Genomic DNA, 26,198 nt, shown 5'->3' with positions numbered 1-26,198 from the left:
GCGCGAGGGAAAGCGCTGTTTAACGGCTCGCGAACGCGAACGCAAACCAGCCGGTGCTGCCGTTCGTCGACATGCGACGCGGACGGCGGCTCGCGCTTTGCGACCTGGCGGCCGGGGCGCGCTGCGTGGCGCTCAGACGCAGCGGCGTCGGCTTGCGCAGCAGTGTGCGCAGCGAGAAGCGGCGTGAGGCGCCGCGCGCGCGCAACGCGGAGAAGAAACTGTTGAACCAGGTGCGGAAGCCGTCGACCGCTTTCGCATCGCGCCATTGTTCGCCCAGCGCGCGCGTGCGCGTGGCGTGATGACGCAGGGCGCGGACGACGTGACGGCGCGCCGGACGAGCGGCTTTCAGGGCGGCTCGGGTAAAACGGGTGCTCAGAAGAGTATGCATGGCTTTACAAACAGGCAGCGTGTCGCGCAATGAAATGTGCGCCAATAGCAGCACCAAGCATGCCAATGGCGCTCTCGCGGCGGACGACGCCGGAGCCCGGGATTCGGTGAAGAACTGCGCGGCGACACACTGCGCGGTGGACGGCGCCTTCTGGCTCGACGGCCGGTGCGGCGCAAAAGCAGGCGGGAATAGCGATCAACATGCGTGCAGGCTACACGTGAATCGTGACGCCCGAAAGTCGGTTTTTACCCTGCGCGTCAGGGTTTATACGGAGCGCTAACGAACCCGCGCCGCATTCGACACCCGGGAGAATGCCTGCGCCGCAGGACGATTTCCGTGCGCGGCTGCACAGCCCGCGTGCGTGAGCAAGCGGCATGCCGCATGCAAATAGTGCGAGCCTGGGCGACCTGCATCAACGGGACTGCGCGACGCGCAGGCGAAACAGCAGGCAGTATGATCGCGCCCGTTTTACAATCGAAAATCGGTTAGTCGACGGTCACGGAACACCATGTCACTCCATTCGAAGAAAGAGCAGATTCACACACTGCGCGAGCAGGGCTTTGTCGTCGTGCCGGGCCTCGTGTCGGCCGAACGGTGCGAGGAAATGAAACAGGTCGCGCAACGTCAGCTGGAAGAAGCTGCCGCGCCGATCGAGTTCGAAGCGGATCTGCAATATCCCGGTGCGCCGTCGTCGAAACTCGCGCCCGGCGGTCATACCGTGCGGCGCCTGCTGGACGCCTATGGACGCGACCGCAGCTTCGCAGAGTGGGCGACGGCTCCGGAAATTCGCGGCTGGACGGAGCTGTATTTTGGCGAAGAGCCGCGCCTGTCGCGCGCGCATCACAACTGCATGATGACGAAGCACCCGGCGTACGGCAGCCTGACCGGCTGGCACCGCGACGTGCGTTACTGGTCGTTCGAGCGCGACGATCTGGTTTCGGTATGGCTCGCGCTTGGCAATGAAACCGTCGACAACGGCGCGCTGTGGTTCGTGCCCGGCTCGCATAGCGCCGCCTTCACCGGCGAGCGCTTCGACGAGGCCAAGTTCTTCCGCTCCGACCTCGAGGAAAACCAGGCGTGGATTCGCGCGGCGGTATCGCCCGAACTGAAAGCCGGCGACGTGGTTTTTTTCCACTGCAACACGCTGCACTCGGCGGGCAAGAATCTGAGCGATCAGGTGAAGTTTTCGCTGGTGTTCACCTATCACGGCGCGAGCAATGTGCCGTTGCCGGGAACGCGGTCGGCGGCGAAACCTGAAATTGCATTCTGAGCGCGGCTGCGCTTAACGGCTACCTTCTCGGTTGCTACTTCTTTTTGCGGCGCGTGCTGTGCAAGCCGAACATGCAGTCATGCGCCTACGCGGCGCGCGTGACAGCACCGCCGCCTTCACTGTCTAGCGCTTGCGCCCCGACAGCGCCATGCCCGTAATGCCCGCGAGCGTGGCCACCACGCCGCCCACGATCAGCATGATCGCCTTGTTCGACGGCGAGCCGGTAAAGACGCGCGAGACGTCGCTGCTCACCGAGTTGAACGCCTGCCCGCCGAAATACAGCAGCAATACGCCGCCGACAATCAGTGCAATCGAAATCGCCTTCGTCATTTAACGCTCCGTCAATCTGATCGGCGAAAGTGTAGGGGAGGTGCAAGCCCGCGTCCATCCCGTGGGGCGCTGGCCTGCACGGCTTGCGTCGATTGGCTACCATAGCGGTCTGGCCGCACATAAAAACACACTCACAGCAGCACGCCTCCCGCAGCATGCGATTGCCCCAGCCCGACATGACCGGGCGACATCACCCTCAAGGACACCAGCAATGGCTTACGAAGCAGCTTCAGAACGCTATTCGGACATGCAGTACCGCGTGTGCGGCAAGACGGGGCTCAAACTCCCCGCGCTGTCGCTCGGCTTGTGGCACAACTTCGGCGACACGACACCGCTTTCCACCCAACGCGAGATTCTGCGCACGGCTTTCGACCTCGGCATCACGCATTTCGATCTGGCGAATAATTACGGCCCGCCGTATGGCAGCGCCGAAACCAACTTCGGCCGCCACTTCAAGGACGACTTCAAGCCGTATCGCGACGAACTGCTGATTTCGTCGAAGGCCGGTTGGGATATGTGGCCGGGTCCGTATGGACAAGGCGGCGGTTCGCGCAAGTACGTGCTCGCGAGTCTGGACCAGAGCCTGAAGCGCATGGGCCTCGACTACGTCGACATTTTCTATTCGCACCGCTTCGACGCGAACACGCCGCTCGAGGAAACCGCCGGCGCGCTGGCGAGCGCCGTGCAGCAGGGCAAGGCGCTCTACATCGGCATTTCGTCGTATTCGGCGAGCAAGACGCTCGAAATGGCGAAGCTGCTGGCTGAGTACAAGGTGCCGCTGCTGATCCATCAGCCCGCGTACAACATGCTCAATCGCTGGATTGAACGTGAACTGCTCGACACGCTGGAACAGGTGGGCGCGGGCACGATTGCGTTCACGCCGCTCGCGCAGGGTCTGCTCACCGGCAAGTATCTGAACGGCGTGCCGCAGGACGCGCGCGTCAACAAGCCGGGCGGCGGGTCGCTCAAGCAGGAGCATTTGAGCGCGGAGAATATCGAGCACGTACGCAAGCTCAATGAGATCGCGCAGCGTCGCGGACAAAGCCTCGCGCAAATGGCGTTGGCGTGGGCGTTGCGCGATCCGCGCGTGACCTCTGTGCTGATCGGCGCGAGCCGTGCCGAGCAGGTGCGCGAAAACGTCGGCGCGTTGAAGAACCTGGCGTTCTCGGCAGACGAACTCGCGGAAATCGACCGCTATGCAACGGAAGGCGGCATCAACCTGTGGGAGAAACCGTCGACGGATCAGGCGATCTGATTCCCGCGACGCTGCCGCCACGCAGATGAAAAGAAAGCCGCCGGACAGGCGGCTTTTTCGCTAGACGAGCGCGGGCAAGCCTTCGACCAGCACGACGGCGAACACGACACCGAGCAGCGCACCCAGCACGCGCAGCGCGTTGTGCCGCAATTCCGTCTTGCAAGGCAGCGCGCCCACGAATAGCGCCCCCGCCAGCGCCATCGGAATGACCAGAATGAAGTCGCCAATCGTGAAGTAGGTCGTCATACTCGTCTCCTTTTGTATCGGCCGCGAAGGCAGCGGCTCGGTTTGCGAGCCGTGCGCTGCGAACGCGCGATTTGAGTATAGGTGACGCGTGACGCGGCGTTGGTGCGTCGGCGAGCGTGCCGGCGCTGATTCGCAAGCCGCAGAAGCCAGCGCCTGTAAGGCTTGGCGTCGTTGTCGCGACGCAGCAAAGCACGCGTTAAAAAGTGAAGCGTTTGCTTACGCAGTCCTTTCTTTTTATCGACTTTCGATGCAGCGCGGATGGTGGCGATTGACCACCGTCGCTTAGATCGGGCTCAACTGTGAGCCGCGTCCAGCCGACGCAACCTCAGCGCAGCAACCATGCCCGTCGCGAGCAGCGCCGCAACCAGTCCTGCCACGCCGCCCCATCCATAACCGGCCCACATGTGGCCGCCATACGACCCGACCACGCTCGAGCCAACGTAATACGCGAGCAGATAAAGCGCGGCGGCCTGGCCTTTGGCCTCTTTCGCGAGGCGCCCCACCCAGCCGCTCGCCACCGCGTGACCTGCAAAGAACCCAAACGTCACGCATGCGATGCCGCCGACAATCGCCGCGAGCGGACTGAACAGAGTGAGCGCGAGACCTGCGCCCATCAGCAGCAAACTGGCGGTGAGCACGCGTGCGCGCCCGAACGTGTCGGCCATGCGTCCGGACCACGGCGACGCGACCACGCCGGTCAGATACACGACGAAGATCGCGCCGATCGCCGTTTGACTCAGGCGATACGGCGGCGCGAGCAGCCGGTAGCCGATGTAGTTGTAAAGCGTGACGAAGCTGCCCATCAGCACGAAGCCGAGCAGGAACAGCAAGGGCAAGCCGGGCCGCGTGAACTGCCGCAGCAGCGCGCTGCGATGATGCGTGAAGCCGAGCCCGCGCCGCGGCACGAAATGACGCGACGGCGGCAGCAGCGCGCGAAACGCGAGCATCGACAGAATGCCTAGCACGCCGATCGTGCCGATCGCGACGCGCCACGAAAACAGATCGGCGACCACGCCGGTGATCACGCGCCCGGCCATCCCGCCGATTGCCGTGCCGCCGACATACAGGCCCATTGCGAGGCCGAGGCCGTCGGGGTGCACCTCTTCGGCGAGGTAGGCCATGGCGACGGCCGGCACGCCGCCGAGCGCGAGACCTTCGAGCGCGCGCAACAGGAGCAACTGATGCCACTGCGGCGCAATTGCCACGCCGATGGTCAGCAGCGCCGAAACGGTCAGCGACAGCGTCATCAGCTTGTGACGGCTCCAGCCTTCGGAGACAAAGCCAGCGGTGAAGATGGAGAACGCGAGTGCCGCGGTCGACAGCGAAACGGTCAGGCTGCTTTGCGCAGGCGTCACATTGAACGCCGACGAAAACGACGGCAACAGCGGCTGCACGCAATACAGCAGCGAAAACGTGGCGTAGCCGGCGAACAGCAAGGCGATGCTCGCGCGCCAGTAGGCACGGCTGCCGCGTTCCAGGTAAGGAGTGTCGTGGGCGTTGGGCACGTCAAGAAAGAAAAAGCGGAATAGGCGGGGCACCCGGCTTAGAGCCGGAGCATGAGCGAAGTATCTGCCCGCTGCAGACATCCACGAAGCTTCGCGCCGGCGCCGCGCATGCAAAGCAGTTAAGGATACGCTGAAAATCAGCGCCACGCGTGCCTGAGCCGCGCGAGCCCGGCCGACGCGCCTCGTTTTTGATATCTGCGGCCAGCAGGGTTTATGATGGTCTCGTTGCGATGCCGCGCGTCGCGACGGATCAGCCGAAACGACGGGCGAAACGCCTTCACTTCCGGGGATCAAGGGCCCCGCAAAACGGGAACAATGACTCGTAGCTCTCACGCGTATCCACGCGCAACAGTCTGGGTGCGTACGCAACGTTAGTGCGAAGCGGCGCTTTTATCATCACCTTGACCGGCATGAATTCATAAAGCCGGCTATGGGAGAACGGGGAAACATCATGCAAATCGGTTCCATTGTCCGATCGGTGCATATCGCCGTGCCGCAAGGCGCGCGCGGAATCGTCATGCGCATTCTCGGCGACATGGCCATGGTGGCGTGGTATGCCGGCGAGCCCGGCGCTTCGCCGCAACTGAACACCGAACCCTTTTTCCTCGAAGACCTGATCGACACCGGCGAACTCGTGCGTCCTTCGAGCGCGCAAATGCATTAAGGCGGTTGTGGTTTCGCGCGTCGGCAGTTTGTCTCAGCGACGCGCGCCGCAGCTTGCGTCGCACTCGTCTTTGACGGCGGCGCGGCGCACAATGCGGGCATGAACGACATTCTCGATCCGCAGGACGGCGCCGCGCGCGCCGTGCCTTTCGCCCGGCTCCAGCCGGAAATCGTGCTCGACGCGCTGGACAGCGTGCTCGCCACCGTCGGCGTACGCACCGACGGGCGCCTGCTGCCGCTCAACAGCTACGAAAATCGCGTGTATCAGGTGGGCGTCGAAGACGGCCCGCCCGTGGTCGCGAAGTTCTATCGCCCGGAGCGCTGGAGCGACGCCGCCATCCTCGAGGAACATGCGTTCGTCGCCGAACTGGCCGCGCGCGAAATTCCCGCGGTGCCGGCGCGAGTCTTCGAGGGCCGCACGTTGCATAGCTTCGACGGCTTCCGCTTTTCGATCTTCGAGCGCCGCGGCGGACGCGCGCCCGACCTGGATCGCCGCGATACGCTCGAGTGGCTCGGACGCTTTATCGGCCGGATTCATGCGGTCGGGCAGACGCAGAACTACTCGGAGCGTCCCGCGCTCGACATTCAGACTTTCGGCTACGAGCCGCGCGATTTCCTGCTCGCGCACCGTTTCGTTCCCGACGACGTGCGCGGCGCGTGGGAAACCGTCGTCAATCTGGCCCTGGAGGGCGTCGAGCGCGCATTCGAGCGCGCCGGCGACATCCGCCTGCTGCGCATGCACGGCGATTGTCATCCGAGCAATGTCTTGTGGACGGACGCGGGCCCGCATTTCGTCGACTTCGACGACAGCCGCATGGGCCCCGCCGTGCAGGATCTGTGGCTGTTGCTGCCGGGCGAGCGGGCCGAGGCGTCGCGCGCGCTCGCCGATCTGCTCGCCGGTTACGAAGACTTCTGCGAGTTCGAGCCGCGCGAACTACATCTGATCGAAGGGTTGCGCACGCTGCGGCTGATTCACTACCAGGCGTGGCTCGCGCGCCGCTGGGACGACCCCGCGTTTCCGGCGGCGTTTCCCTGGTTCAATACGCAGCGATACTGGGAAGACCGCATCCTTGAAATGCGCGAGCAGCTCGGCGCGATGCAGGAAGGGCCACTCTGGCCGGTGTGACGGTGCGCATTGCGTCACGCCACGCCGCGATTGAGCAAACACGCCAATTGTGTAATGATAGCCATTCTCAATTGAAGGGCATCGCCAGCTTCCTGTCACATATCACCTCCTCTGTGACTGCCAGCCAGCCTCTCAACGGAAGGGCTCTGTGCCGCTAGCCGGGGCCGTCCGCTTTCCTTTGTCGAATTCCTCCGCTGCCGGTTGGTGAGCGCGCGCCCGTGCGTGCGCGGGCGGCGGCTTAACCTGCTGCACCGGAGCATGGATGTGAACGCGCCTGAATCGATCGATATGAAACCTGCTGCCGACGGCGCCTCGCGCTACGTCGTCCACGACGAGCCGCCCGGCCGTCATTTGATGGACGGCGCCGGGCAGGCGGCGCGGCGTCAGCGTTCGAGGCGCGCGAACTTCATCAAATGGCTGCGCAAGGTGCATGGATGGGTCGGCCTGTGGGGCGCGGTGCTCGGGCTGATGTTCGGCGCGACCGGCTTCCTGCTGAACCATCGCGCCGGTCCGATGAAGGTGCCGACGGGCCAGCCGCAGGTCGAAGAATTGCAGATGGCCATGCCCGACAAGCCGTTCCATTCGCCGATGGACATGGCGAAGTGGCTCAAAGGCGAGCTGAAAATAGACGGCAAGCCCAGCAGGATGAAACGCGAGCCGGCGCATCCTGTCGCGTGGGGTGACCGCAGCACCGTTCAGCCGGAGTTCTGGCAGGTGTCGTTCGCCGCGCCAACGCAAAACGTGCAGGCCGAGTACTGGGTCGGCAACGGTTTCGTCGCGGTGAAACGCACGCAAAACTCCTTTCTCGCCACCATGACGAACCTGCACAAGGGCGTCGGCCTAAGCATCGGCTGGATGCTGCTGGTCGACACAATCGCGGGCTCGCTGGTTCTGCTTTCGCTGACGGGCGTGCTGCTGTGGACCGAGCTGAACAAACGCCGCGTGGTGGGCGTCGTGCTGGTGGGCGGATCGATCGTCGCCGCCGTGGTGTGCGGCCTGATGTGAGTTTGGCCGCGCCTCGCGTGCGCGCCGCTGTGGCGAGCGCTCGGACGCCTACGCGGCCACCATGTAGACGTCGCCGCGGCCAACGCTCAAACGCCTACGGGCTGCAAGCGGCGCCACCCGAGGCCGCGATCTCCCGCGCGGCCTTTGCGCCTTCCACCTGAAGCAGCGTCGGCAGCGACACGCCGTTTTTGGCCGCCGTCACTTCGGCGAGAATCGACACGGCAATCTCGGGCGGCGTGCGGCTGCCGATATAAATGCCCACGGGTCCATGCAACCGGGCCAACTCGGCTTCATTGAGATCGAATTCCTTGAGCCGCTCGCGGCGCGCCTGGTTATTGCGCCGTGAACCCAGCGCGCCGACATAGAACGCCGGCGTCTTCAGCGCTTCCATCAAGGCCAGGTCGTCGAGCTTGGGGTCGTGCGTGAGCGCGATCACCGCGCAGCGTTCGTCGAGTTTCATGTCGAGCACGGTGTCGTCCGGCATGGTTCGCACGATCTTCGTGCCGGGGATGTTCCACTCTTCCGTGTACTCCTCGCGCGGGTCGCAAACCGTCACCTGATAGTCGAGCCCCACGGCGATGTTGCACAGATAGCGCGACAACTGTCCCGCGCCGATCACGAGCATCCGGTAACGCGGGCCGTGAATCGTCAAAAGGCGCTCGCCGTCGAAATCCACGCCGTCGGTGGCCAGCGCCTTGCCGAGCCGCGCCTCGCCCGAGCGCATGCTGAGTTCGCGCGCGACAAGCCGTCCTTCTTCCACCGCATGGCAGAGTTCGGCGATGCCGCTTTGCCGCGTCAACGGTTCGAGCACGAGCTGGATCGTGCCGCCGCAAGGCAGTCCGAAGCGATGCGCTTCTTCAGCGGTGATGCCGTATTTCACCGCTTCGGGATGCGTTTGCTCGATACCTCTTTGCCGCACGCGATCGATCAGGTCGTCTTCGATGCAGCCGCCCGAAACCGAGCCGACCACGAGTCCGTCGTCGCGCACTGCGAGCATCGCGCCCTCGGGCCGCGGCGACGAGCCCCACGTCTTGACCACCGTCACCAGTAGCGCGCGATGTCCTTCGTCAAGCCAACGTGCGCTGGACTTCAGGACTTCGAGATCCACGCTGTCCATGATTTCTTCCTCTTCGTGGCATCGCCGCCGGACTCGCCGTCCGCGGCCTCGGCCGATGCGGTATTGTGCCCCGTGGCGTCGGCGGCTGCAGTGAGGGCGCCGTCGCCGGCGGTGTCCGCCTCGGCGAGACTCGCGTTTTCGCCACTGAGCTGCGCGCTGAAGCGCTTGAAGAATTCCCCGGCGATCTTGCGCGCGGCGCCGTCGACGAGGCGCGAGCCGATTTGCGCCAGCTTGCCGCCGACCTGCGCGCTCGCCGTGTAGCTGAGTTGTGTCGCCGCGTCGCCGTCGGCTTCGAGCGTGACGCGCGCGCTGCCCTTGGCGAAGCCGGCCGCGCCGCCCTGACCCTCGAACACGATGTTGTACGCGTTCGGCGCGTCGATGTCGGTGAGTTGCATGCGTCCTTTGAAGCGCGCCTTGACCGGTCCGACCGCGGCGCTGAGCGCGACCAGGTAGGCATTCTCGCCATCCGGGTCGATGCTTTCGCAGCCCGGAATGCAGCCGCGCAAAATTTCCGTGTCGTTCAGCGCCTCCCACGTGCGTTGCTGGGAAACCGGCAGCGTATGAGTTTCGGTCAGTTCCATGAACTTGCTCCTGCGGTTGGCGTGGCGAGATCGCCCGGACGCGGCGCGCGCGTGAGCTGCGCGAGGTCGTGGCCGAACGCGGCGAGGCTCTCCAGATTATGAACCGGGCGATGCGCGTCGACATACGGCAGGATCGCCTGCACGCCGCGCGCCTTCGGAGAAAAGCCGCTGAAACGCAGCAGCGGGTTGAGCCATACGATTCGATGCGCGAAGCGGCGCAAGCGCGCCATTTCGGTGTCGAGCACGTCGATCGCTTCGTGGTCGAGGCCGTCGGTCACGAGCAGCACGGTGGCGCGCCCGGCCAGCACGCGTCGCGCCCAGCGCCGGTTGAATTCCGCGAGCGCCGCGCCGATGCGCGTGCCGCCCGACCAGTCGACAACCTGCTCGGTGAGCGCCGCCATCGCCACATCGGGGTCGCGCTCGCGCAGCGCGCGCGTCGCGTTGGTGAGCCGCGTGCCGAACAGAAACACCTGCAGACGTTCGCGCGACTGCACGAGCGCATGGCAGAAGTACAGCACGGCGCGCGAATAACTGCTCATCGAGCCGGAGATGTCGAGCAGCAGCACGAGCGGCGGCTTGCGCTCCACCGCCGCGCGATATTTCCACACGGTCCAGTCGCCGCCCGCGCGCACGGCTTGCCGCGCACTCGCGCGCAAGTCCGCATGCGTGCCGTGCGACGCGGCCTTCAGACGCCGCGTCGGTTCCGTCGCAAGCGGCAGACGCTGGGCGCGAATCAGATGACGCAGCGTGCGCCACTCGTCGGCGGAAAGGGTGTCGAAGTCGCGATGACGCAGCCGCTCTTCTGCGCTGAACGTCAGATGTGCGCGCAGCTCCCGCTGCTCGGTTTCCTGCGGCTGGCGCGCGTGCGGCGAGGGCGGCGCGCGGACCGCGAGCGCGTCCGCGAGACGATTGTTGCGTTTGGGCGGCGGCAGGCCGTCGCGCACTTTCGGCAGCAGCAGCGCGCGCAGCTTGCCTTCCCAGTCCGTATCGCGCCAGAAGAGCGCGAACGCGGCATCAAAAAGCTCGCGTTCGTCGGGCGCGGAAACGAGCGTCGCGGCGAGGGCGGCACGCACATCGTCGCGGCGCGCGAGATCGATCCAGTGCAGGGCGGCGAGCGCATCGACCGCATGGGCAGGTGACATGGGCAGGCCCGCGCTGCGCAGCACGCGCACGAAATGCACGACGTTGCGGGCGAGCGTAGGCGTGTCGGTTTCGAGCGGCCCGGCGGCGACGCTCGTTGCGGCTGTCGCGCTTTCAGCGCGCGCGGCGCCACGGTCGTTCGGGCCTTTAACGCGAGTCGGCGTCGTCATGCTCGCTATCCCGGCGCGGCGAGGCACGCTGCGATCTGCGCCGCGTCGACACGTGCCAGATCGTCCTGATACTTGAGCAGCACGCCGAGCGTGTTCTGCACCGATTGCGGATCGAGCTCCGTCACCGACAGTGCTTCCAGCGCGCGGCACCAGTCGATCGTTTCGGCGATGCCCGGCGCCTTGAAGAGATCGATGCCGCGCAGCCGGTGCACGAAATCGACCGCGCGCCGCTGCAATTCCGCCGATGTGTGAGGCGCGCGCGCTGCCACGATCTGAAGCTCGCGGTCGCGGTCCGGATAACCGATCCATTGATACAGGCAGCGGCGCTTCAACGCGTCGTGCACTTCGCGCGTGCGGTTGGACGTCATCACGACGAGCGGCGGTTGCGCCGCGCGCACGGTGCCGTACTCGGGAATGGATACCTGAAAGTCGGACAGCAGTTCGAGCAGAAACGCTTCGAACGGTTCGTCCGCGCGGTCGATTTCGTCGATCAGCAGTACCCGCCGCGCACCCGGATGATTTTCGTCGGGCATCAACGCTTGCAGCAGCGGGCGCTTGAGCAGGAATTCGCCGCGGTACAGGGTGTCGTTATCGGGCCGCTCGCCCGCGGCTTCGGCAAGCCGCAGCGCCATGATCTGGCGCGGGTAGTCCCATTCGTAGAGCGCGCTCGCGGTGTCGAGGCCCTCATAGCATTGCAGCCGCAGCATGGTCGTGCCGAGCATGCCCGCCGCCGCTTTGGCGAGTTCCGTCTTGCCGACGCCAGGTTCGCCTTCGACGAAGAGCGGCCGCTCCATGCGAAGCGCGAGATACAACGCCGTCGCCAGTTCGCGGCTCGCAAAGTAGTTTTGTGCGGCAAGTTGCGCGAGGGTGTCGTCGATTGAAGCGGGATGCATGACGTTCCTGAAATCCGCGCGCTCAGCGGCGTGCCTGAGCGAATACAGCCGGCGCGAGCGTGCAGACCCGCGCCGGTTGTCAATACAAAGGATGGCTAACTAGTTGCCCTCGCCACCGCGCGCGCCGAGAGTACCGGAATCAGGTGGGCGCGATACTCGGCGCTCGCGTGCATGTCGTCGTTCAGATCCGTAGCCGGCAGGCTGACCGCGCGCGCGGCCTCGGGCGTGAAGTTCGCCGTCAACGCGCTTTCCAGTTCGGACACGCGAAACACCGAGGACGCCGCGCCCGTCACCGCTACGCGCACGCCGCTCGCGAACTTCGCCACGAACACGCCCACGAGTGCGAAGTGGGACGCGGGATTGCGGAATTTCTCGTACGCCGCGCGCTCGGGCACCGGAAATTCGACGGCGACGATCAGTTCGTCCGGCTCCAGCGCGGTCTCGTACATGCCCACGAAGAAGTCGCTCGAAGGAATACGCCGGCGTTGCGTGACGATGGTGGCGTCGAGCCCCATTGCCGCGGCCGGGTAGCAGGCGGCCGGATCGTTGTTGGCGAGCGATCCGCCCAGCGTGCCGAGCGCGCGCACCTGCCGGTCACCGATATGCGCGGCGAGGTCCGCGAGCGCCGGCAGCACGCGGCGCAATTCGGCGTGCTCCGCGACATCCGCGTGACAGACGGCGGCGCCGATCTTCACCATGTTCGCGTCGACGGTGATCGACTTGAGCGCGGGAATGCGCGTCACGTCGATCAGTTGCGACGGCTGCGCGAGACGAAGCCGCATGGTCGGCAGGAGGCTCTGTCCGCCCGCGAGGAACTTCGCGTCGCTGTCGGCGGCAATGGCTGCGGCGGCCGCTTGCGGGTCCGTCGCGCGTTGATACTCGAATGAATACATGTCGAATGCTCCGCTCAGGATCTCAAAGGGCTGCCTGCTTCGCCGCGTGAATGGCCGACCACACGCGATGCGGCGTGGCGGGCATCTGCAGATCGGTCACGCCGAGTGGCGCGAGCGCGTCGATGATCGCGTTGATCACGGCCGGCGGCGAGCCGATCGCGCCCGCTTCGCCGCAACCTTTGACGCCGAGGGGATTGTGCGTGCACGGCGTGCCCTTCGCGGTCTCGACGGTGAAGTCCGGCAAGTCCGACGCGTGCGGCATCGCGTAATCCATATACGAGCCGGACAGCAACTGGCCGCTTTCCTTGTCGTACACGCAGCGCTCCAGCATGGCCTGGCCGATGCCTTGTGCGAGGCCGCCGTGCACCTGGCCTTCGACGATCATCGGGTTGATCACGTTGCCGAAATCGTCCACGGCTGTGAACTGCTGGATCTGGCACACGCCCGTGTCCGGATCGACCTCGATCTCGCAGATGTACGCGCCCGACGGATACGTGAAGTTGCTCGGGTCGTAGAACGCGCTTTCTTCGAGGCCCGGCTCCAGCACTTCGAGCGGATAGTTGTGCGGCACATAGGCTGCGAGCGAAATGTCGGCGAAGGCCTTCGTGCGATCGGTGCCGGCCACGCGGAACACGCCGTCCTTGAACTCGATGTCTTCCGCGGCCGCTTCGAGCAGATGCGCGGCGATCTTCTTCGCCTTCGCTTCGATCTTGTCGAGCGCTTTCATGATCGCCGAGCCGCCGACCGCGATGGAGCGCGAGCCATACGTGCCCATGCCGAACGGAATGCGCCCGGTGTCGCCGTGCACGATCTCGACGCTTTCGAGCGGAATGCCGAGCCGGTCCGCGACCACTTGTGCAAAGGTCGTTTCGTGCCCCTGGCCGTGACTGTGCGAGCCGGTGAACACGGTGACGGAGCCGGTCGGATGCACGCGGATCTGCCCGACTTCGAAGAGACCCGCGCGTGCGCCGAGGGCGCCGGCAATGTTCGACGGCGCGAGTCCGCACGCCTCGATATAGCAGGAATAGCCGAGGCCGCGCCGCTTGCCGTTCTGTTCGGATTGCCGGCGGCGCGCTTCGAAGCCCTTCACGTCGGCGAGTTCGAGCGAGCGCGCGAGGATCGTTTCGTAGTCTCCCGTGTCGTAAGTCAGGCCGACCGGTGTCGCATACGGAAATTCGCGGATGAAGTTGCGGCGGCGAATCTCGGCCGGGTCGATCTTCATCTCGCGGGCGGCCGTTTCGACGAGCCTCTCCACCACGTAGGTCGCTTCGGGGCGGCCGGCGCCGCGATAGGCATCGACGGGAACGGTGTTCGTGAAGACGGCCTTCACCTCCGCGTAAATGGCGGGCGTCGCATACTGGCCGGCGAGCAGCGTCGCGTAGAGGATGGTGGGCACGCTGGAGGCGAAGGTGGACAGATACGCGCCCATGTTCGCGATGGTGTGAATGCGCATGCCGAGAAACTTGCCGTCGGGGTCGAGCGCGAGCTCGGCTTTCGTCACATGATCGCGGCCATGCGCGTCCGACAGGAAGGCTTCCGAGCGTTCGGCGGTCCACTTCACCGGACGGCGAATTTTCTTCGACGCCCATGTGAGCGCAACATCTTCCGCGTACAGAAAGATTTTCGAACCGAAGCCGCCGCCGACATCGGGCGCGATCACGCGCAACTTCGACTCCGGCAGCGACAGCACGAACGCGGCCATCAGCAGGCGCTCCACGTGCGGATTCTGATTCGCGACGTAGAGCGTGTAGCTGTCGTCCTGCGGCGAATAGCTCGCGTTGACCGCGCGCGGTTCGATCGCGTTCGGCACGAGGCGGTTGTTGACGATGTCGAGTGTGGTGACGTGCGCAGCTTTGGCGAAGGCGGCGTCGGTGGCCGCTTTGTCGCCGTGGCCCCAGTTGTAGCAGACGTTGTCCGGCACTTCGTCGTGCACGGCCGGCTGGCCGGGGTCGGCTGCATGCGCGGTGTCGACTACGGCGGGCAGCACTTCGTAGTCGACCTCGATCAGCTCGGCGGCGTCTTTCGCGGCCTTGATCGAGTCGGCGATCACGAGTGCGACCTGATCGCCGACGTGGCGCACTTTCGTATGCGCGATGATCGGATGCGGCGGCTCGTTCATCGGCTTGCCGTCGGTGCTGTGGATGAGCCAGCCGCACGGCAGGCCGCCGACGTTTTCCGCCGCCATGTCCTTGCCGGTGAAGATGGCGACCACGCCCGGCGACTGCTTCGCCGCCGTGGTGTCGATGCTGTTGATCCTGGCGTGCGCGTGCGGCGAGCGCAGAAATACCGCGTAGGTCTGCTGAGGCAGCAAGATGTCGTCGGTGTACTGGCCGTTGCCGGTCAGGAATCGATAGTCTTCCTTACGTTCGACGGAAGCGCCGATCAGGTTGGGCGTGTCGGGTGCGTTCATCGTCGGCTCCTCAGGCGGTGGTTTGCGCGGTGGCGGTGGCGCTTGCGGTTGCGCTCCCCGCACCCGACGACTTCATGCCCTCGGCGCCCTCGAGCACCGCCTTCACGATGTTGTGATAGCCGGTGCAGCGGCACAGATTGCCGTCGAGCTGCGCGCGCACGTCATCGCCGGTGAGGTCGGGCTGACGCGTCACGAGCGAGATGGCGCTCATCACCATGCCGGGTGTGCAGAAGCCGCATTGCAGCCCGTGGCAGTGCTTGAAGGCGGCTTGCATGGGATGTAGCGCGCCGTCTTTAGTGAGGCCTTCGATGGTGGTCACCTGCGCGCCGTCTGCCTGCGCTGCGAGGATGTTGCACGATTTGATCGCCCGGCCGTCCAGGTGGACGGTGCATGCGCCGCACTGGGCCGTGTCGCAGCCGACGTGCGTGCCGGTCAGGCGGAGTTGATCGCGAAGGAACTGAACAAGCAGGGTGCCGGGCTCGACTGAAGCGCTGATGGGCGCGCCGTTCACCGTCAGACTAATGCTGATCGCCATGAAGTCGTCTCCTTGTGGGGGGAAACCGGACCGCTCTTGTTCTGCCTTCAGCCTGCCTGTTCGTTGGGTCCGATTAGGGTGCTGCGGTTTTTTTATGAGTCTGCCGAAAAGTAAAGCACAAATTGGGCGGGGGCGCTATGAGGGGTTTTTTGTTTTTTTGCATGGTTTTTTAAAACCCTTGGCCTTTCCTTGTTGTCACGGTGGTCTATTAGCGTTGCCCCTGTGCGGGGCGGCACCTACTTTCTTTGCATGCCGCAAAGAAAGTAGGCAAAGAAAGCGGCTTTACACCGCCAGCTCATAAGTGGGTCCCTCGCTTGGAGGGGGCAGTGGTGCATCTGGAATCTGTGTTTTCGCGCACTCAGCGCTAGTGACAAGGCAGTCATGCTTCCCGCCTCGCACTGCGTGCTCGCCGGAAGGGTCGGGCCCAACACCGCCTGCTCGCGGCTGGCGCGCGGGGGCTATCGGCTTCGCCTCGGCGCAGAGGCGAAGGACAAGGCAGCGCGGGGCGGAGGCCGCACAGGCGTGGCGCTTGCGGAGGAGCGGTCTGGTTGATCACAGATTGGGAATGCCGACCAAACGAAAAGGAATGGCGGCACGAGCTGTTTATTTTCCGGGACCGGACGGCCCGTCGTCTGAAGCGGAGCGGCGCGAGCGACGACGATGGTTTGGTGAATGACCCCTGCGGCGCGCGAAGCGCCGCCGGAAGCATGACTGCCTTGTCACCAGCGCGGAGTGTGCGAGAGCACGGATTCCAGATGCACCACTGCCCCCTCCGAGCCAGGGGACCCGCTTATGAGCTGGCGGTGTGAAGCCGCTTTCTTTGCTTACTTTCTTTGCGGCGGCAAAGAAAGTAAGTGCCGCCCCGCACAGGGGCAACACTAATAGACCACCGTGAATTCAAGGAAAGGCCAAGGGGTTTCAAAAAACCATCCAGAAGCACAAAAAAAAACCAACCCCGCCGCAGGCGATTCAACCCGCCAACTTCGACCGCCTCCGCGAATATCCAAAATAAATCACCATCCCCACCACCAGCCAAACCAGAAACGCCACCCACGTCACGGCCTGCAGATTGACCATCAAAAACAGACACGACGCGACAGCGAGCACCGGCACCACCGGCACGCCCGGGCAGCGGAACGCACGCGGCAACTCAGGATGCGTCCTGCGCAAAACCAGAACCGCAATCGACACCATCGAAAACGCCGCCAGCGTGCCAATGTTGATCAGTTCCGCCAGTACGTTCAGCGGCACGAGCGCCCCGATCAATCCGAAGAAAATGCCGACCAGCCACGTCGTAAAGAACGGCGTTGCAAAACGCGGATGCACGCGCGAAAGCCGCGCGGGCAACAAACCGTCGCGCGACATCGCGAAGATTACGCGCGTCTGGCCGTAAGCCATCACGAGGATCACCGTCAGCATGCCGAGCACCGCGCCCAGATCGATGAAGCCCGCCACCCACTTCTGACCGGCCACCTGCAGCGCGTACGACACCGGGTGCGAAATGTTCGCGAATTGCGCCGACGGCACAATGCCCGTCACCACGGCGGCCACCGCGACATACAGCACCGCGCACACGCCGAGCGACGCGATGATGCCGATGGGCAGATCGCGCTTCGGGTTTTTCACCTCTTCGGCGGCGGACGAGACCGAGTCGAAGCCGATGAACGCGAAGAACATGACCGCCGCCGCGCCGAACACGCCGTTCCAGCCGTTCGGCATGAACGGATGCCAGTTCGCCGGCGTCACGTGGAACACGCCCACGGCGATCACGAGCAACACCACCGTCACTTTGATCGCGACCATGATGTTGTTGATCCGCGCGGACTCGCGCACGCCGACCGACAACAGCGCCGTAATGGCCATCATCACGAGGAACGCGGGCAGATTGAAGAGCGTCTCGTGGCCGGGCAGCGCGCCCGGCGCCGCCGTCAGCGCGACGGGCAAGGAGACGCCGAAACCGGACAGGAGCGACTGCAGATAACCCGACCAGCCGACGGAAACAGCGGAGGTGGCAAGCCCGTATTCCAGCATCAGGTCCCAGCCGATAATCCACGCCGCCAGTTCGCCGAGCGTCGCGTACGAGTACGTGTAGATGGAGCCCGCGACCGGAATGGTCGACGCGAATTCTGCATAGGCGAGCGCCGCGAAGCCGCACGCGACGGCCGCGATCAGAAACGAGATCATCAGCGCCGGGCCGGCCTGGACCGCGCCCGTGCCCGTCAGCACAAAAATGCCGGTGCCGATAATGGCGCCGACGCCGAGAAACGTCAGATCCAGCGCGCCGAGCGCCTTCTTGAGCCCGGCGTTCTGGGCGCTCGTCGCGAGCATGTGCTCGACGCTCTTCTTGCGAAACAGGGACATTGGCGGGGGTCTCCAGTAGTGCACGCGTGTTGCGCGCCGAATGTCGGGGAAACCCGCGATTTTAGCGGATGCGCGCGCATGCACCTTTTTGGGACACACAGGCAGTTCGGGTGCCGAAAGCCTGTCGCCGCCGCGATGACAACCGGGCCGGAGAAAGCGCCCGCCGCGCGGCGAAGGCGCCGTGGCCGGGCGAGTTCAGCCCGCCATCGCCGGATTGAGGTCGACGAGGCGGTTGCTCATCACATAGAAAGTGAGCTCCGCGTTGTTGCGCAGCTTCATTTTTTCGAGCAGACGCGTCCGATACACGCTCACCGTTTTCACCGACAGCGACAGCGCCTCGGCAATGTCCGTCAGCCGTTTGCCCGACGCGAGCATGCACAGCGTCTGGTATTCGCGGTCGGACAGCTTTTCGTGCGGCAACTGCTCGCCGTCGAAGGACACGTAATCGGCAAGCGCCTCCGCCATCGCGGGGCTCACGTATTTGCGGCCGGCGGCGACCTGCTGGATCGCGCCGATCATCTGGGCGGCGTCGACGGTTTTCGACAGATAGCCGGCCGCGCCGGCCTTCAGCGCGCGCACTGCGTATTGATCCTCGCGATACATCGAAAACATCAGCACCGCGAGGCGCGGCGCCTTGCGCTTGATGCGCTTGAGCACTTCGACGCCGTTCATGTCCGGCAGGGAGATGTCGAGCAGCACCACGTCGTAGCTGTGGGCGGCAACGGCGTCGAGCGCCTCCGCGCCCGACTGCGCCTCGGTGACCTCGCGCGCCACGCCGCGATCGAGCAGCAGTTGACGCACGCCCTGGCGAACCACGGCGTGATCGTCGGCGAGGAGGATGCGCAGGCTCATGACCGGGCGCTCACGATTGCACGGCGCGCAGGCCGGCGGGTTGAGCGTCGGCGAGCATCGCGTCCCACGCAAAGCGCGCGCGCACGAGCGTGCCGCGGGCGCCTTCGCGCTCGCCGCGCCGCGTCGGGCTCGAAGCCGGCTGTTCGCCGCGCCGGGCGGTCACGCGCAGCGTGCCGTCGAACGCCGCGCAGCGCGCCTTCATCCCGCTCAGGCCGAAATGGCCGCTTCTGCGATGCGCGTTGCGCGAAACGCCGACGCCGTCGTCAGCGACGATCAGCGTCAGATGGCGGCGGCTGGTTTCGATGCGCACGTCGGCGGATTCGGCGCGCGCGTGTTTGGCGATGTTGTTCAGCGCTTCCTGCGCGACGCGAAATATGGCCAGCGCCGCATCGGACGGCAGACGCGTGAGACGCAGGTCAGCCGCGCAGACGAAGCTCGTGCGCAGCTGGGTGCGCGCGGCGAAGTCGCCCGTCCACTGGGCGAGCGCACCGACAATCCCGGCTTCGAGCGCAGGCGTATGCAGTTCGGCCACCGCTTGACGCGTCGCGGCGCACACGGCGTCCAGCGAGCGGTTGGCTACGGCAAGCGCCGCGGAGCATTGCGCGGGCGCCTCGGCGGGCAGCCACGTTTCGACGCCGGCGAGCGCGAAGCGTGTCGCGGTCAACTCCGCGCCTACGCCGTCGTGCAGTTCGCGCGCGACGTGGCGGCAGGCCGCTTCCTGCGCCCGAACCAGTTCGGCGGACAGTTCGCGCACCCGCGCCCGCAAGCGCGCCAACTCGCGCTCGACCCGCGCCGCGGCAGCTGCGGCCGCGCCGAAAGCGCCGCGCGGCGACGGGGTGGAAGGATGGCTTGCGAAGGGGACGACCGTCGGCGTATCCATGACCTTCACTCAGAAAGCGGCGTGGAGAGCGAAAGAGTGGCGCGTCGGCGCCGCGAAGACAAAAGAACACATAAGGTCTCTGGCCTCCAGAATGGCCGTATCAGAGCAGCACGACGGGCAAATCACTACGCAGCCACGTAACGAAATTTACATTCAGTAACATACGGGTCGTACCATGAGCGGCGTTTAAATCGACTGACGGTGCGCCGCGATCATATCGTAAAAAAACAAAAAATACAGTCCCACCAAGGGTTAGCGCCAATCTTTCGTGTAATGGTTGACGTCGCCCCGAGCGTCTTATGTAGGAAGAATGCCGACAGCAAATGTCAAAGGTGGGACGCGCAATTGTAACGGCGAAAAAAAAGGAGCCGGAAGGCTCCTTTGCTTGATTCGCGGCGCCAGCCGCGAAAAACCGCTTAACCGACGAACGCCTTTTCGACCACGTAATGGCCCGGCGCATTGTTGCTGCCTTCCTGGAAGCCCATGTCGTCGAGCAGCTTGCGCGTGTCGCGCAGCATGTGCGGGCTGCCGCACAGCATGACGCGGTCGTCTTCCAGCGAGAAGCCCGGCACGCCGAGGTCGGCGAAGAGTTTTTCGGTTTCGATCAGCTCGGTAATGCGGCCGCGGTTCTGGAACGCTTCACGCGTGACCGTGGGGTAGTACAGCAGCTTTTCCTGCACCAGTTCGCCGAGGTGCTCGTGCGCCGGCAGGTGGTCGGTGATGTATTCCTTATACGCCAGTTCGTCGACGAAACGGCAAGTATGCGTGAGGATCACGCGCTCATAGCGGTCGTAAATGTCCGGATCTTTGATGATCGACATGAACGGCGCGAGCCCCGTGCCGGTGGACAGCAGCCATAGCGTCTTGCCGGGCAGCAGGTTGTCGGCCATCAGCGTGCCGACCGGCTTCTTGCCGATCAGGACTTGGTCGCCCACCTTCAGATGCTGCAACCGCGACGTGAGCGGGCCGTCTTGCACCTTGATGCTCAGGAATTCGAGGTGTTCTTCGTAATTCGCACTGGCGAGGCTGTACGCGCGCAGCAGCGGCTTGCCGTCGACTTCGAGGCCCACCATCGTGAACTGGCCGTTTTCAAAACGGAACGACGGATCGCGCGTGCAGGTGAAGCTGAAAAGCGTATCGGTCCAGTGATGGACGCTCAGGACGGTTTGTGAATTCAGGTTGCTCATGGCTTCGTGGATAGTGCGAAAACAAAGGCGGCCAGTCGTTCAAGCCGGCCGGCACGGCAAGGGCAATGCTGCGCTCGCCCGCGAGCGGGAACGGCGCGCAATCCGTTATTTTACCGCGCCCGCTGCCGACGGCCCGAGGCGCGGCGATTGAGCGCGAGAAAGCAGATCAGAAACGCAAATCAAAAAACGCAATTCAAAAGCGAATGATGCGGTCGAGCGGCTGTTGCCAGGCGGCGCTCGTCAAGCTCGTCAAGCGGGTTACCGGTGCTGGAAGCGTCGGCGCCGGGTCCGTCGGATTCCAGTTACGACTGGCGACGGAAAGTACCTGGCGTGATTGCAGCCGCGCGTCACCAAGGGTACGGCGAAGGGCGAGGGCCGCGCAGGGCGGCAGCCACCGGCTGTCCGGCTGGCGCCGGGTAGGCGCGCCGCGTGGGCAGCATTTTCAGGATGATACCCAAAGCTGCCGTGCGGCGCAGCATAGACCCTGCCACTAAAGCAGGCAAACACTCGGGGAAATGCGCCAACGGCAGGCGCATGGCGGTGTGCCGAAGCCCAGCGGGGAAGCTGCGGCGAAGCGGATGTTCGAAGCCGCGGTGCACCGAGCCGCGGTTGTTACGTGGTTCTCAGTCAGCCCGTTCGGACGTTCCGGACGCAATCGCACTTACAAAGACGCGATGGCAGCGCCCCTGCGCGATTCGGCGCGGCGCGCATTCAGCGCCATCACTCCACGCGCAGCCGCGCCATATACGGCAAGTGATCCGACAGCCATGCGGTTTCCTGCGTCGGCTGGATCCACTCGACCGGTTTCATGCCGCGCACGAACATCTTGTCGAGCGCAAGCGCGGGCGAAAATGCCGGGAACGTGCGCCCCGATTCGCCGAGCAGTGTGGCGACTTCCTGCAGGCCGTGCTCGGCGAAAAGCGGCACCGAGTCGTTGCGCCAGTCGTTGAAATCGCCGGCCAGCACGAGCGGGCCGTCCGGCGCTTCCTTCGTGATCCAGTGGGCGATCCAGTTCATCTGACGCAGGCGCGCCGAGCGCGTCAGCGCGAGGTGCGCGCACAGCAATGTGACCGAGTGGCCGCCGAAAGTCGCGCGCGCGACCAGCAACCCGCGTTTTTCGAAGCGATGCGCGGAAATGTCCCACCGTCCGCCCAGATCCAGCGGATGCGGCGACAGGATCGCATTGCCGTGCCGCCACGACGGCTTGAACACGTTCGGCCCGAGCGCGATTTCGAGCTGCAGCGCCCGCGCGATTTCGGTCGCCTGGCAATGCCAGACATCGTTCAGAGGATCGGTGACGGGCGCGCCGAAGCTGCTCGCGAGGACGGGCGACGGCATGCGGCGCGCCATCGCTTCCTGCAGGAAATAGGCGTCTGCGTGGGTCGACTGAACCCAGCGCTGCATGGCCTGCCAGGCCTGAAAGCCGAGCGGCGTGCGGCCCTTGTGCAGGTTCCAGCTCACCGCCACGAAATCTTTAGGTGCTGCGCTTTCGCGGATCAATTCTTCGGGGTTTCGCATGCCGCGTTATCCACGTTCTGTTTTCGGGGCTTCGAGTATTCGTGCGTTGTTCGTGCGACGTTCAGGTTGGCGCTTTTGCTTCGCTTTTCAACCTTTCGCTTACGGCTTGACCGCAGTTCGTATGCAGCTCCTCCGCCGCTGTTCACTTTGCCGCGCTGGCCGCAGTGGCCGCACTGGCGGCGCCGGTTGTGCTAGCGGCGACGGTGCCGTTCGCGCCATTCGTCAGGCTAGCCCGCACGCGGTAGACGAGCGTCGGATCCTTGTCGACGATCGTCCAGTTTGTCCATTGACCCGCCGTCACCTTCAGGCCCGGATGGCTCGCGCTCACCTGGCGGGGCTGCGGCGGCAGCTTGCAGCCGGTGTCGGTCTGGCGCGCGGCGGGATCCTCCAGGGTTTCCTGCGCCTCGATGGAGAGCGTCACTTCGTTGCCGTCCGCGCGCAACGGCGACACCGTCAGCGTGCGCGACAGGTCGATACTGCCTGCCGGCTGATCCTTGCAGCCGACGTTATGCTGCACGACCGTGTGATGCGTGTCCGTGCGCGCCTGGCCGACCGTGGTGGTGCCGCCGAACGTATCGATCTGCTGGCCGTCGCGCAACACCTGCAGCTCCCACTGCACGACCTGCTGCGACGGCCGTTGTTGTGCCTGCGCAAGCAACGAAGTGCCGAGCAGGACAGCCGCGATACTGGTTTTCCACATAGAACACATCTCCGGTGACTGCGTCCGGCAGCCTGGTCAGAGGGTCATCTTACGCCTGATGAGCGGAACCCTTTTTCTGACACGTTAAACAGGGCCGGGTTCAGCAACAATGCATTTCGACGCGCGCCGGGAATCCCTGCCGCCGGGCCCCGCGCGTCGCCGTCCGACTCGTTCGTTAGCAGCAGAGCCGCATGACTGCTGGCTTGCGTGCCGATCTGTCCTCGTTAAACTGGACTTGAAACGGCGTCCAGCGGATGCCGCCAGCAAGGCCAGCCAAACGGGGTGAGCAATGACAACAGCAATGGTCAAACAGGAAATCGCCGTGGCATCGTTCAGTCAGGTGTACGACCTCGATCAGGTCGAGACCGCGCTGAACGACCTCAGCGAGGGCGCAAACGACGCGTTGCGCACCACCTACGAAAAGATGCTGAAAACCGGCAATCTGCGCTTCTGCGTGAAGCCGAACCGCATGCCGTCCATCGACGATCTGATCGGCGCGCTGCCCAACTTCGCCGACCCGCTCGACGACATCCGCAAACAGGTCGCGCTCTGTCTCGAGACCGAGGACCGCCTCGAATTGATGCCGATCCTGCTGCTCGGCGACCCCGGCATCGGCAAGACGCATTTCGCGAAGCAGTTAGCGCGCCTGCTCGGCACGGCTTATCAATACGTCGCGATGAGTTCGTTGACGGCCGGGTGGATTCTTTCGGGCGCGTCGTCGCAATGGAAAAACGCCAAGCCGGGTAAGGTCTTCGACGCGCTCGTGAACGGCAGCTACGCGAACCCGGTCATTACCGTCGACGAAATCGACAAGGCCACCGGCGACTCGCAATACGATCCGCTCGGCGCGTTGTACGCGCTGCTGGAGCACGACACGGCGCAGACTTTCATCGACGAATTCGCCGAGATTCCGATCAATGCCGGCCATGTGATCTGGATCGCCACGGCGAACGACGAGCGCTCGATTCCCGAGCCGATCCTGAACCGGATGAACGTGTATGAAATTCCGCCGCCCGACCGTGACGGCGCGCGCCGCATCGCGCAGTCCATCTACACGGAAATTCGCGGCGCGCACACGTGGGGTCTGCGGTTTCCGGAGCTGCTCGGCGACGCCGCGCTCGACGCGCTCAAGAACGCGTCGCCGCGCGAAATGCGGCGGGCCATTCTGAACGGCTTCGGCGCCGCGCGAATTGACGGGCGCGACGAAATCGGCGGCGGCGACATACGGCTCGATTTTGGCAACCGGCGCCGGCCGATCGGCTTCTGAGCAACCGTGGGTCATTGCCGCGGCCCATGTGGCGAATCCCGGCACGATGCCCGCGGCGTGAGACGGCCTGACGCCGCGCCACACGGCGCGACACCGCGCGACACGGCCTGACACCGCGCTGCGCATCGCCGTCTGTGCGCCGTCGTACAATTTCAGGCGGCGGTTGCAAAACCGTTGCAAACCCGCTGCAAAACGGCAGTGCGTTCGGCAGCGAGCGGTGACGGGCGCTCGTTGGCCGCATGCTGGCCATCTACATGGATGAACGAGGCGGCGCGCGGCGAAGTCGGCTGCGTCGAGGGACATGGATCAGATCGAATGTGTGGTGGTCGGCGCGGGCGTGGTCGGGCTCGCGGTAGCGCGTGCGCTGGCGGCGCGCGGGCGCGAAGTGATCGTGCTGGAAGCCGCCGAGGCGATCGGCGTGGGCACGAGTTCGCGCAACAGCGAGGTGATTCACGCCGGCATCTACTATCCGCGCGGCTCGTTGAAGGCCACGCTGTGCGTGCGGGGCCGTGAGATGCTCTACGACTATTGCGTGGAGCGGCACGTGCCGCATGCGCGCTGCGGCAAGCTGCTCGTTGCGACGTCGAACAATCAGATTCCGCAGCTCGACGGCCTCATGCACAAGGGCCGCGAAAACGGCGTGCTCGACCTGATGCGCATTTCCGGCAGCGAGGCGCAGGCGCTCGAGCCAGCGCTCGAATGCGTTGCGGCGGTGTTCTCGCCGCAGACGGGCATTGTCGACAGTCATCAATTGATGCTGGCGTTGCAGGGCGATGCCGAACGCGACGGCGCGGTGTTTGCGTTTCACTCGCCCGTCGAATCAATCGAGGCCGGCAATGGCCGTTTCGTCATCAAGGTGGGCGGCGCCGCGCCAGCCACGATCAGCGCCGCGTGCGTGATCAACAGCGCGGGGCTGCATGCGAATGCGCTCGCGCGCAGCATCCGCGGACTCGACGCGCGCCACGTTCCGCCGCTTTATCTTGCGCGCGGCAACTACTTCAGCATCTCGGGACGCGCGCCGTTCAGCCGCCTGATTTATCCGATGCCGAACGAAGCGGGACTCGGCGTGCATCTGACCATCGACCTCGGCGGGCAGGCGCGTTTCGGCCCGGACGTCGAATGGGTCGACGCCATCAATTACGACGTCGATCCGCAGCGCGCCGAATCTTTTTACGCGGCGATTCGCGCGTATTGGCCCGCACTGCCGGACAACGCGTTGCAGCCCGCGTATGCGGGCATTCGTCCGAAACTCTCGGGCCCCGGCGAACCCGCCGCCGACTTCGTCATTCAGGGGCCGGCCGCGCATGGCGTGCGCGGACTCGTCAATCTGTTCGGCATCGAGTCGCCGGGGTTGACTGCCTCGCTCGCCATCGCGCAGCGGGTCTGCGAACTGAGCGGACGCGCGTGAGCGGGCTTGGTCATGCGTCACGCGTCATGCAGAACGGTGCGAAGTCGTAGCGATTCGCTTATCTCTATCATTTGACCCGTCACTTTCGCCGGCTTCGTTGCTATGCTTGGGGACCGCTGTCATCAGAACGGCGATCAGTTCAATATAAATGGAGTGAGTCCCCATGAAAGCTTCCCGTCGTACGTTTTTGATTTCCAGTATCGGCGTTGCCTCGTCGCTCGCGCTTTCCCGCCAGGCGTTCGCGGACGCGCCGAAGGTCGCCGAAAGCGATCCGACCGCCCAGGCGCTCGGCTACAAGGAAGACGCCAGCAAGGTGGACAAGGCCAAGTTCGCGAAGTACGCACCGGGGCAGGACTGCGGCAACTGCAGCTTCTATCAGGGCAAGGCAGGCGATGCCTATGCGCCGTGTCCGATGTTCGCCGGTAAACAGGTCGCGGCCAAGGGCTGGTGCAGCGCCTATAACAAGAAGGCCTGATCGCGCGTCTGCCGCGCTGCGCT

The 26,198-nt window shown here is 64.8% G+C and carries 26 protein-coding genes; 9 read left to right on the top strand and 17 right to left on the bottom strand.

The genetic code is table 11. The features are described from left to right. Window positions 1-19 precede the first annotated feature (19 nt). Window positions 20-388 carry a hypothetical protein gene (locus tag HV711_RS16315; RefSeq protein ID WP_013586846.1) on the bottom strand — a complete coding sequence of 123 codons (369 nt, stop codon included), beginning with the start codon at window positions 386-388 and terminating at the stop codon, window positions 20-22. On the opposite strand from HV711_RS16315, the gene HV711_RS16310 reads away from it, so the two are divergent. Continuing rightward, the gene (locus HV711_RS16310) at window positions 387-668 is read left to right on the top strand and encodes a hypothetical protein (RefSeq protein ID WP_175145155.1); all 282 of its coding nucleotides are present in this window, start codon (window positions 387-389) and stop codon (window positions 666-668) included. The two genes, HV711_RS16315 and HV711_RS16310, sit on opposite strands and share 2 nt — an antisense overlap. A 228-nt stretch (window positions 669-896) precedes the next feature. Continuing rightward, window positions 897-1,658 carry a phytanoyl-CoA dioxygenase family protein gene (locus HV711_RS16305; RefSeq protein WP_035482014.1) on the top strand — a complete coding sequence of 254 codons (762 nt, stop codon included), beginning with the start codon at window positions 897-899 and terminating at the stop codon, window positions 1,656-1,658. Between the two features lie 123 nt (window positions 1,659-1,781). Here the strand turns inward: HV711_RS16305 and HV711_RS16300 are convergent, their stop codons facing one another. Further along, the gene (locus tag HV711_RS16300; protein WP_013337762.1) at window positions 1,782-1,988 is read right to left on the bottom strand and encodes a DUF3185 family protein; all 207 of its coding nucleotides are present in this window, start codon (window positions 1,986-1,988) and stop codon (window positions 1,782-1,784) included. 211 nt (window positions 1,989-2,199) lie between these two features. Between HV711_RS16300 and mgrA the strand changes: the two genes are divergently transcribed. Continuing rightward, window positions 2,200-3,243, top strand: a complete 1,044-nt coding sequence (mgrA, locus tag HV711_RS16295; RefSeq protein ID WP_035482012.1) for an L-glyceraldehyde 3-phosphate reductase — start codon at window positions 2,200-2,202, stop codon at window positions 3,241-3,243. 60 nt (window positions 3,244-3,303) lie between these two features. On the opposite strand, the gene HV711_RS16290 is transcribed toward mgrA, so the two are convergent. Together HV711_RS16290 and HV711_RS16285 are read right to left on the bottom strand one after the other, a co-directional pair. Then, window positions 3,304-3,489, bottom strand: a complete 186-nt coding sequence (locus HV711_RS16290; protein WP_006050504.1) for a hypothetical protein — start codon at window positions 3,487-3,489, stop codon at window positions 3,304-3,306. A gap of 293 nt (window positions 3,490-3,782) precedes the next feature. After that, window positions 3,783-5,027 (bottom strand): MFS transporter, encoded by a 1,245-nt coding sequence (locus HV711_RS16285; protein ID WP_051224376.1) that lies wholly within the window; start codon window positions 5,025-5,027, stop codon window positions 3,783-3,785. A 418-nt stretch (window positions 5,028-5,445) separates the two neighbouring features. Between HV711_RS16285 and HV711_RS16280 the strand changes: the two genes are divergently transcribed. The 3 genes from HV711_RS16280 to HV711_RS16270 all read left to right on the top strand — a co-directional run bounded on the left by HV711_RS16280 (window position 5,446) and on the right by HV711_RS16270 (window position 7,788). Then, window positions 5,446-5,658 (top strand): hypothetical protein, encoded by a 213-nt coding sequence (locus HV711_RS16280; protein WP_006050502.1) that lies wholly within the window; start codon window positions 5,446-5,448, stop codon window positions 5,656-5,658. A 99-nt stretch (window positions 5,659-5,757) separates the two neighbouring features. Beyond that, window positions 5,758-6,783, top strand: coding sequence for a serine/threonine protein kinase (locus HV711_RS16275; RefSeq protein ID WP_035482009.1), 1,026 nt, complete (start codon window positions 5,758-5,760; stop codon window positions 6,781-6,783). Between the two features lie 264 nt (window positions 6,784-7,047). After that, window positions 7,048-7,788, top strand: a complete 741-nt coding sequence (locus HV711_RS16270; protein WP_028362065.1) for a PepSY-associated TM helix domain-containing protein — start codon at window positions 7,048-7,050, stop codon at window positions 7,786-7,788. Between the two features lie 94 nt (window positions 7,789-7,882). Here HV711_RS16270 and HV711_RS16265 read toward each other — a convergent pair whose 3' ends face one another. The 13 genes from HV711_RS16265 to HV711_RS16205 all read right to left on the bottom strand — a co-directional run bounded on the left by HV711_RS16265 (window position 7,883) and on the right by HV711_RS16205 (window position 23,025). After that, complete coding sequence (locus HV711_RS16265; RefSeq protein WP_013586852.1) at window positions 7,883-8,905, bottom strand: XdhC family protein; 1,023 nt, start codon at window positions 8,903-8,905, stop codon at window positions 7,883-7,885. Next, the gene (locus HV711_RS16260) at window positions 8,878-9,486 is read right to left on the bottom strand and encodes an SRPBCC family protein (RefSeq protein ID WP_035482006.1); all 609 of its coding nucleotides are present in this window, start codon (window positions 9,484-9,486) and stop codon (window positions 8,878-8,880) included. Before HV711_RS16260 ends, HV711_RS16265 begins: the two co-directional genes overlap by 28 nt. Then, window positions 9,477-10,796, bottom strand: a complete 1,320-nt coding sequence (locus tag HV711_RS16255; RefSeq protein ID WP_035482003.1) for a vWA domain-containing protein — start codon at window positions 10,794-10,796, stop codon at window positions 9,477-9,479. Before HV711_RS16255 ends, HV711_RS16260 begins: the two co-directional genes overlap by 10 nt. A 5-nt stretch (window positions 10,797-10,801) precedes the next feature. After that, entirely contained in the window at window positions 10,802-11,689 is an 888-nt protein-coding gene (locus HV711_RS16250; RefSeq protein WP_035482000.1) for an AAA family ATPase, read from the bottom strand. A 95-nt stretch (window positions 11,690-11,784) separates the two neighbouring features. Beyond that, the gene (locus HV711_RS16245; RefSeq protein ID WP_035481997.1) at window positions 11,785-12,582 is read right to left on the bottom strand and encodes an FAD binding domain-containing protein; all 798 of its coding nucleotides are present in this window, start codon (window positions 12,580-12,582) and stop codon (window positions 11,785-11,787) included. A 22-nt stretch (window positions 12,583-12,604) separates the two neighbouring features. Continuing rightward, window positions 12,605-14,992, bottom strand: coding sequence for a xanthine dehydrogenase family protein molybdopterin-binding subunit (locus HV711_RS16240; RefSeq protein ID WP_028362060.1), 2,388 nt, complete (start codon window positions 14,990-14,992; stop codon window positions 12,605-12,607). Window positions 14,993-15,002: 10 nt separating this feature from the next. Next, window positions 15,003-15,527 carry a (2Fe-2S)-binding protein gene (locus tag HV711_RS16235; protein WP_035481994.1) on the bottom strand — a complete coding sequence of 175 codons (525 nt, stop codon included), beginning with the start codon at window positions 15,525-15,527 and terminating at the stop codon, window positions 15,003-15,005. Between the two features lie 969 nt (window positions 15,528-16,496). Further along, a complete protein-coding gene (gene bcaP / locus HV711_RS16230; protein WP_028362455.1) occupies window positions 16,497-17,888 on the bottom strand; it encodes a branched-chain amino acid transporter BcaP in 1,392 nt (463 codons plus the stop codon). Between the two features lie 195 nt (window positions 17,889-18,083). Continuing rightward, on the bottom strand, window positions 18,084-18,740 hold the full coding sequence (rqpR, locus tag HV711_RS16225) for a response regulator transcription factor RqpR (RefSeq protein ID WP_035481992.1): 657 nt from the start codon (window positions 18,738-18,740) through the stop codon (window positions 18,084-18,086). A 10-nt stretch (window positions 18,741-18,750) separates the two neighbouring features. Further along, window positions 18,751-19,620 carry a sensor histidine kinase gene (locus HV711_RS16220; protein WP_035481990.1) on the bottom strand — a complete coding sequence of 290 codons (870 nt, stop codon included), beginning with the start codon at window positions 19,618-19,620 and terminating at the stop codon, window positions 18,751-18,753. A 416-nt stretch (window positions 19,621-20,036) separates the two neighbouring features. Next, window positions 20,037-20,807, bottom strand: a complete 771-nt coding sequence (locus HV711_RS16215; RefSeq protein WP_013586862.1) for a ferredoxin--NADP reductase — start codon at window positions 20,805-20,807, stop codon at window positions 20,037-20,039. Between the two features lie 720 nt (window positions 20,808-21,527). Then, a complete protein-coding gene (locus HV711_RS16210) occupies window positions 21,528-22,325 on the bottom strand; it encodes an endonuclease/exonuclease/phosphatase family protein (protein WP_013586863.1) in 798 nt (265 codons plus the stop codon). A gap of 142 nt (window positions 22,326-22,467) precedes the next feature. After that, complete coding sequence (locus HV711_RS16205; protein ID WP_035481987.1) at window positions 22,468-23,025, bottom strand: hypothetical protein; 558 nt, start codon at window positions 23,023-23,025, stop codon at window positions 22,468-22,470. Window positions 23,026-23,314: 289 nt separating this feature from the next. Between HV711_RS16205 and HV711_RS16200 the strand changes: the two genes are divergently transcribed. The 3 genes from HV711_RS16200 (at window position 23,315) to HV711_RS16190 (ending at window position 26,175) form a co-directional block, all read left to right on the top strand. After that, window positions 23,315-24,292 carry an AAA family ATPase gene (locus HV711_RS16200; protein ID WP_035481985.1) on the top strand — a complete coding sequence of 326 codons (978 nt, stop codon included), beginning with the start codon at window positions 23,315-23,317 and terminating at the stop codon, window positions 24,290-24,292. Window positions 24,293-24,593: 301 nt separating this feature from the next. Then, the gene (locus HV711_RS16195) at window positions 24,594-25,700 is read left to right on the top strand and encodes an NAD(P)/FAD-dependent oxidoreductase (protein WP_013586866.1); all 1,107 of its coding nucleotides are present in this window, start codon (window positions 24,594-24,596) and stop codon (window positions 25,698-25,700) included. A gap of 163 nt (window positions 25,701-25,863) precedes the next feature. Further along, window positions 25,864-26,175 carry a high-potential iron-sulfur protein gene (locus HV711_RS16190; protein ID WP_013586867.1) on the top strand — a complete coding sequence of 104 codons (312 nt, stop codon included), beginning with the start codon at window positions 25,864-25,866 and terminating at the stop codon, window positions 26,173-26,175. Window positions 26,176-26,198: the final 23 nt, after the last annotated feature.

The sequence above is a fragment of the Paraburkholderia phenoliruptrix genome, assembly GCF_902859825.1.
Lineage (GTDB): Bacteria > Pseudomonadota > Gammaproteobacteria > Burkholderiales > Burkholderiaceae > Paraburkholderia > Paraburkholderia phenoliruptrix.
Note: the sequence above shows the minus strand (reverse complement) of the source record. Positions and strands in the feature narration are given on the sequence as shown.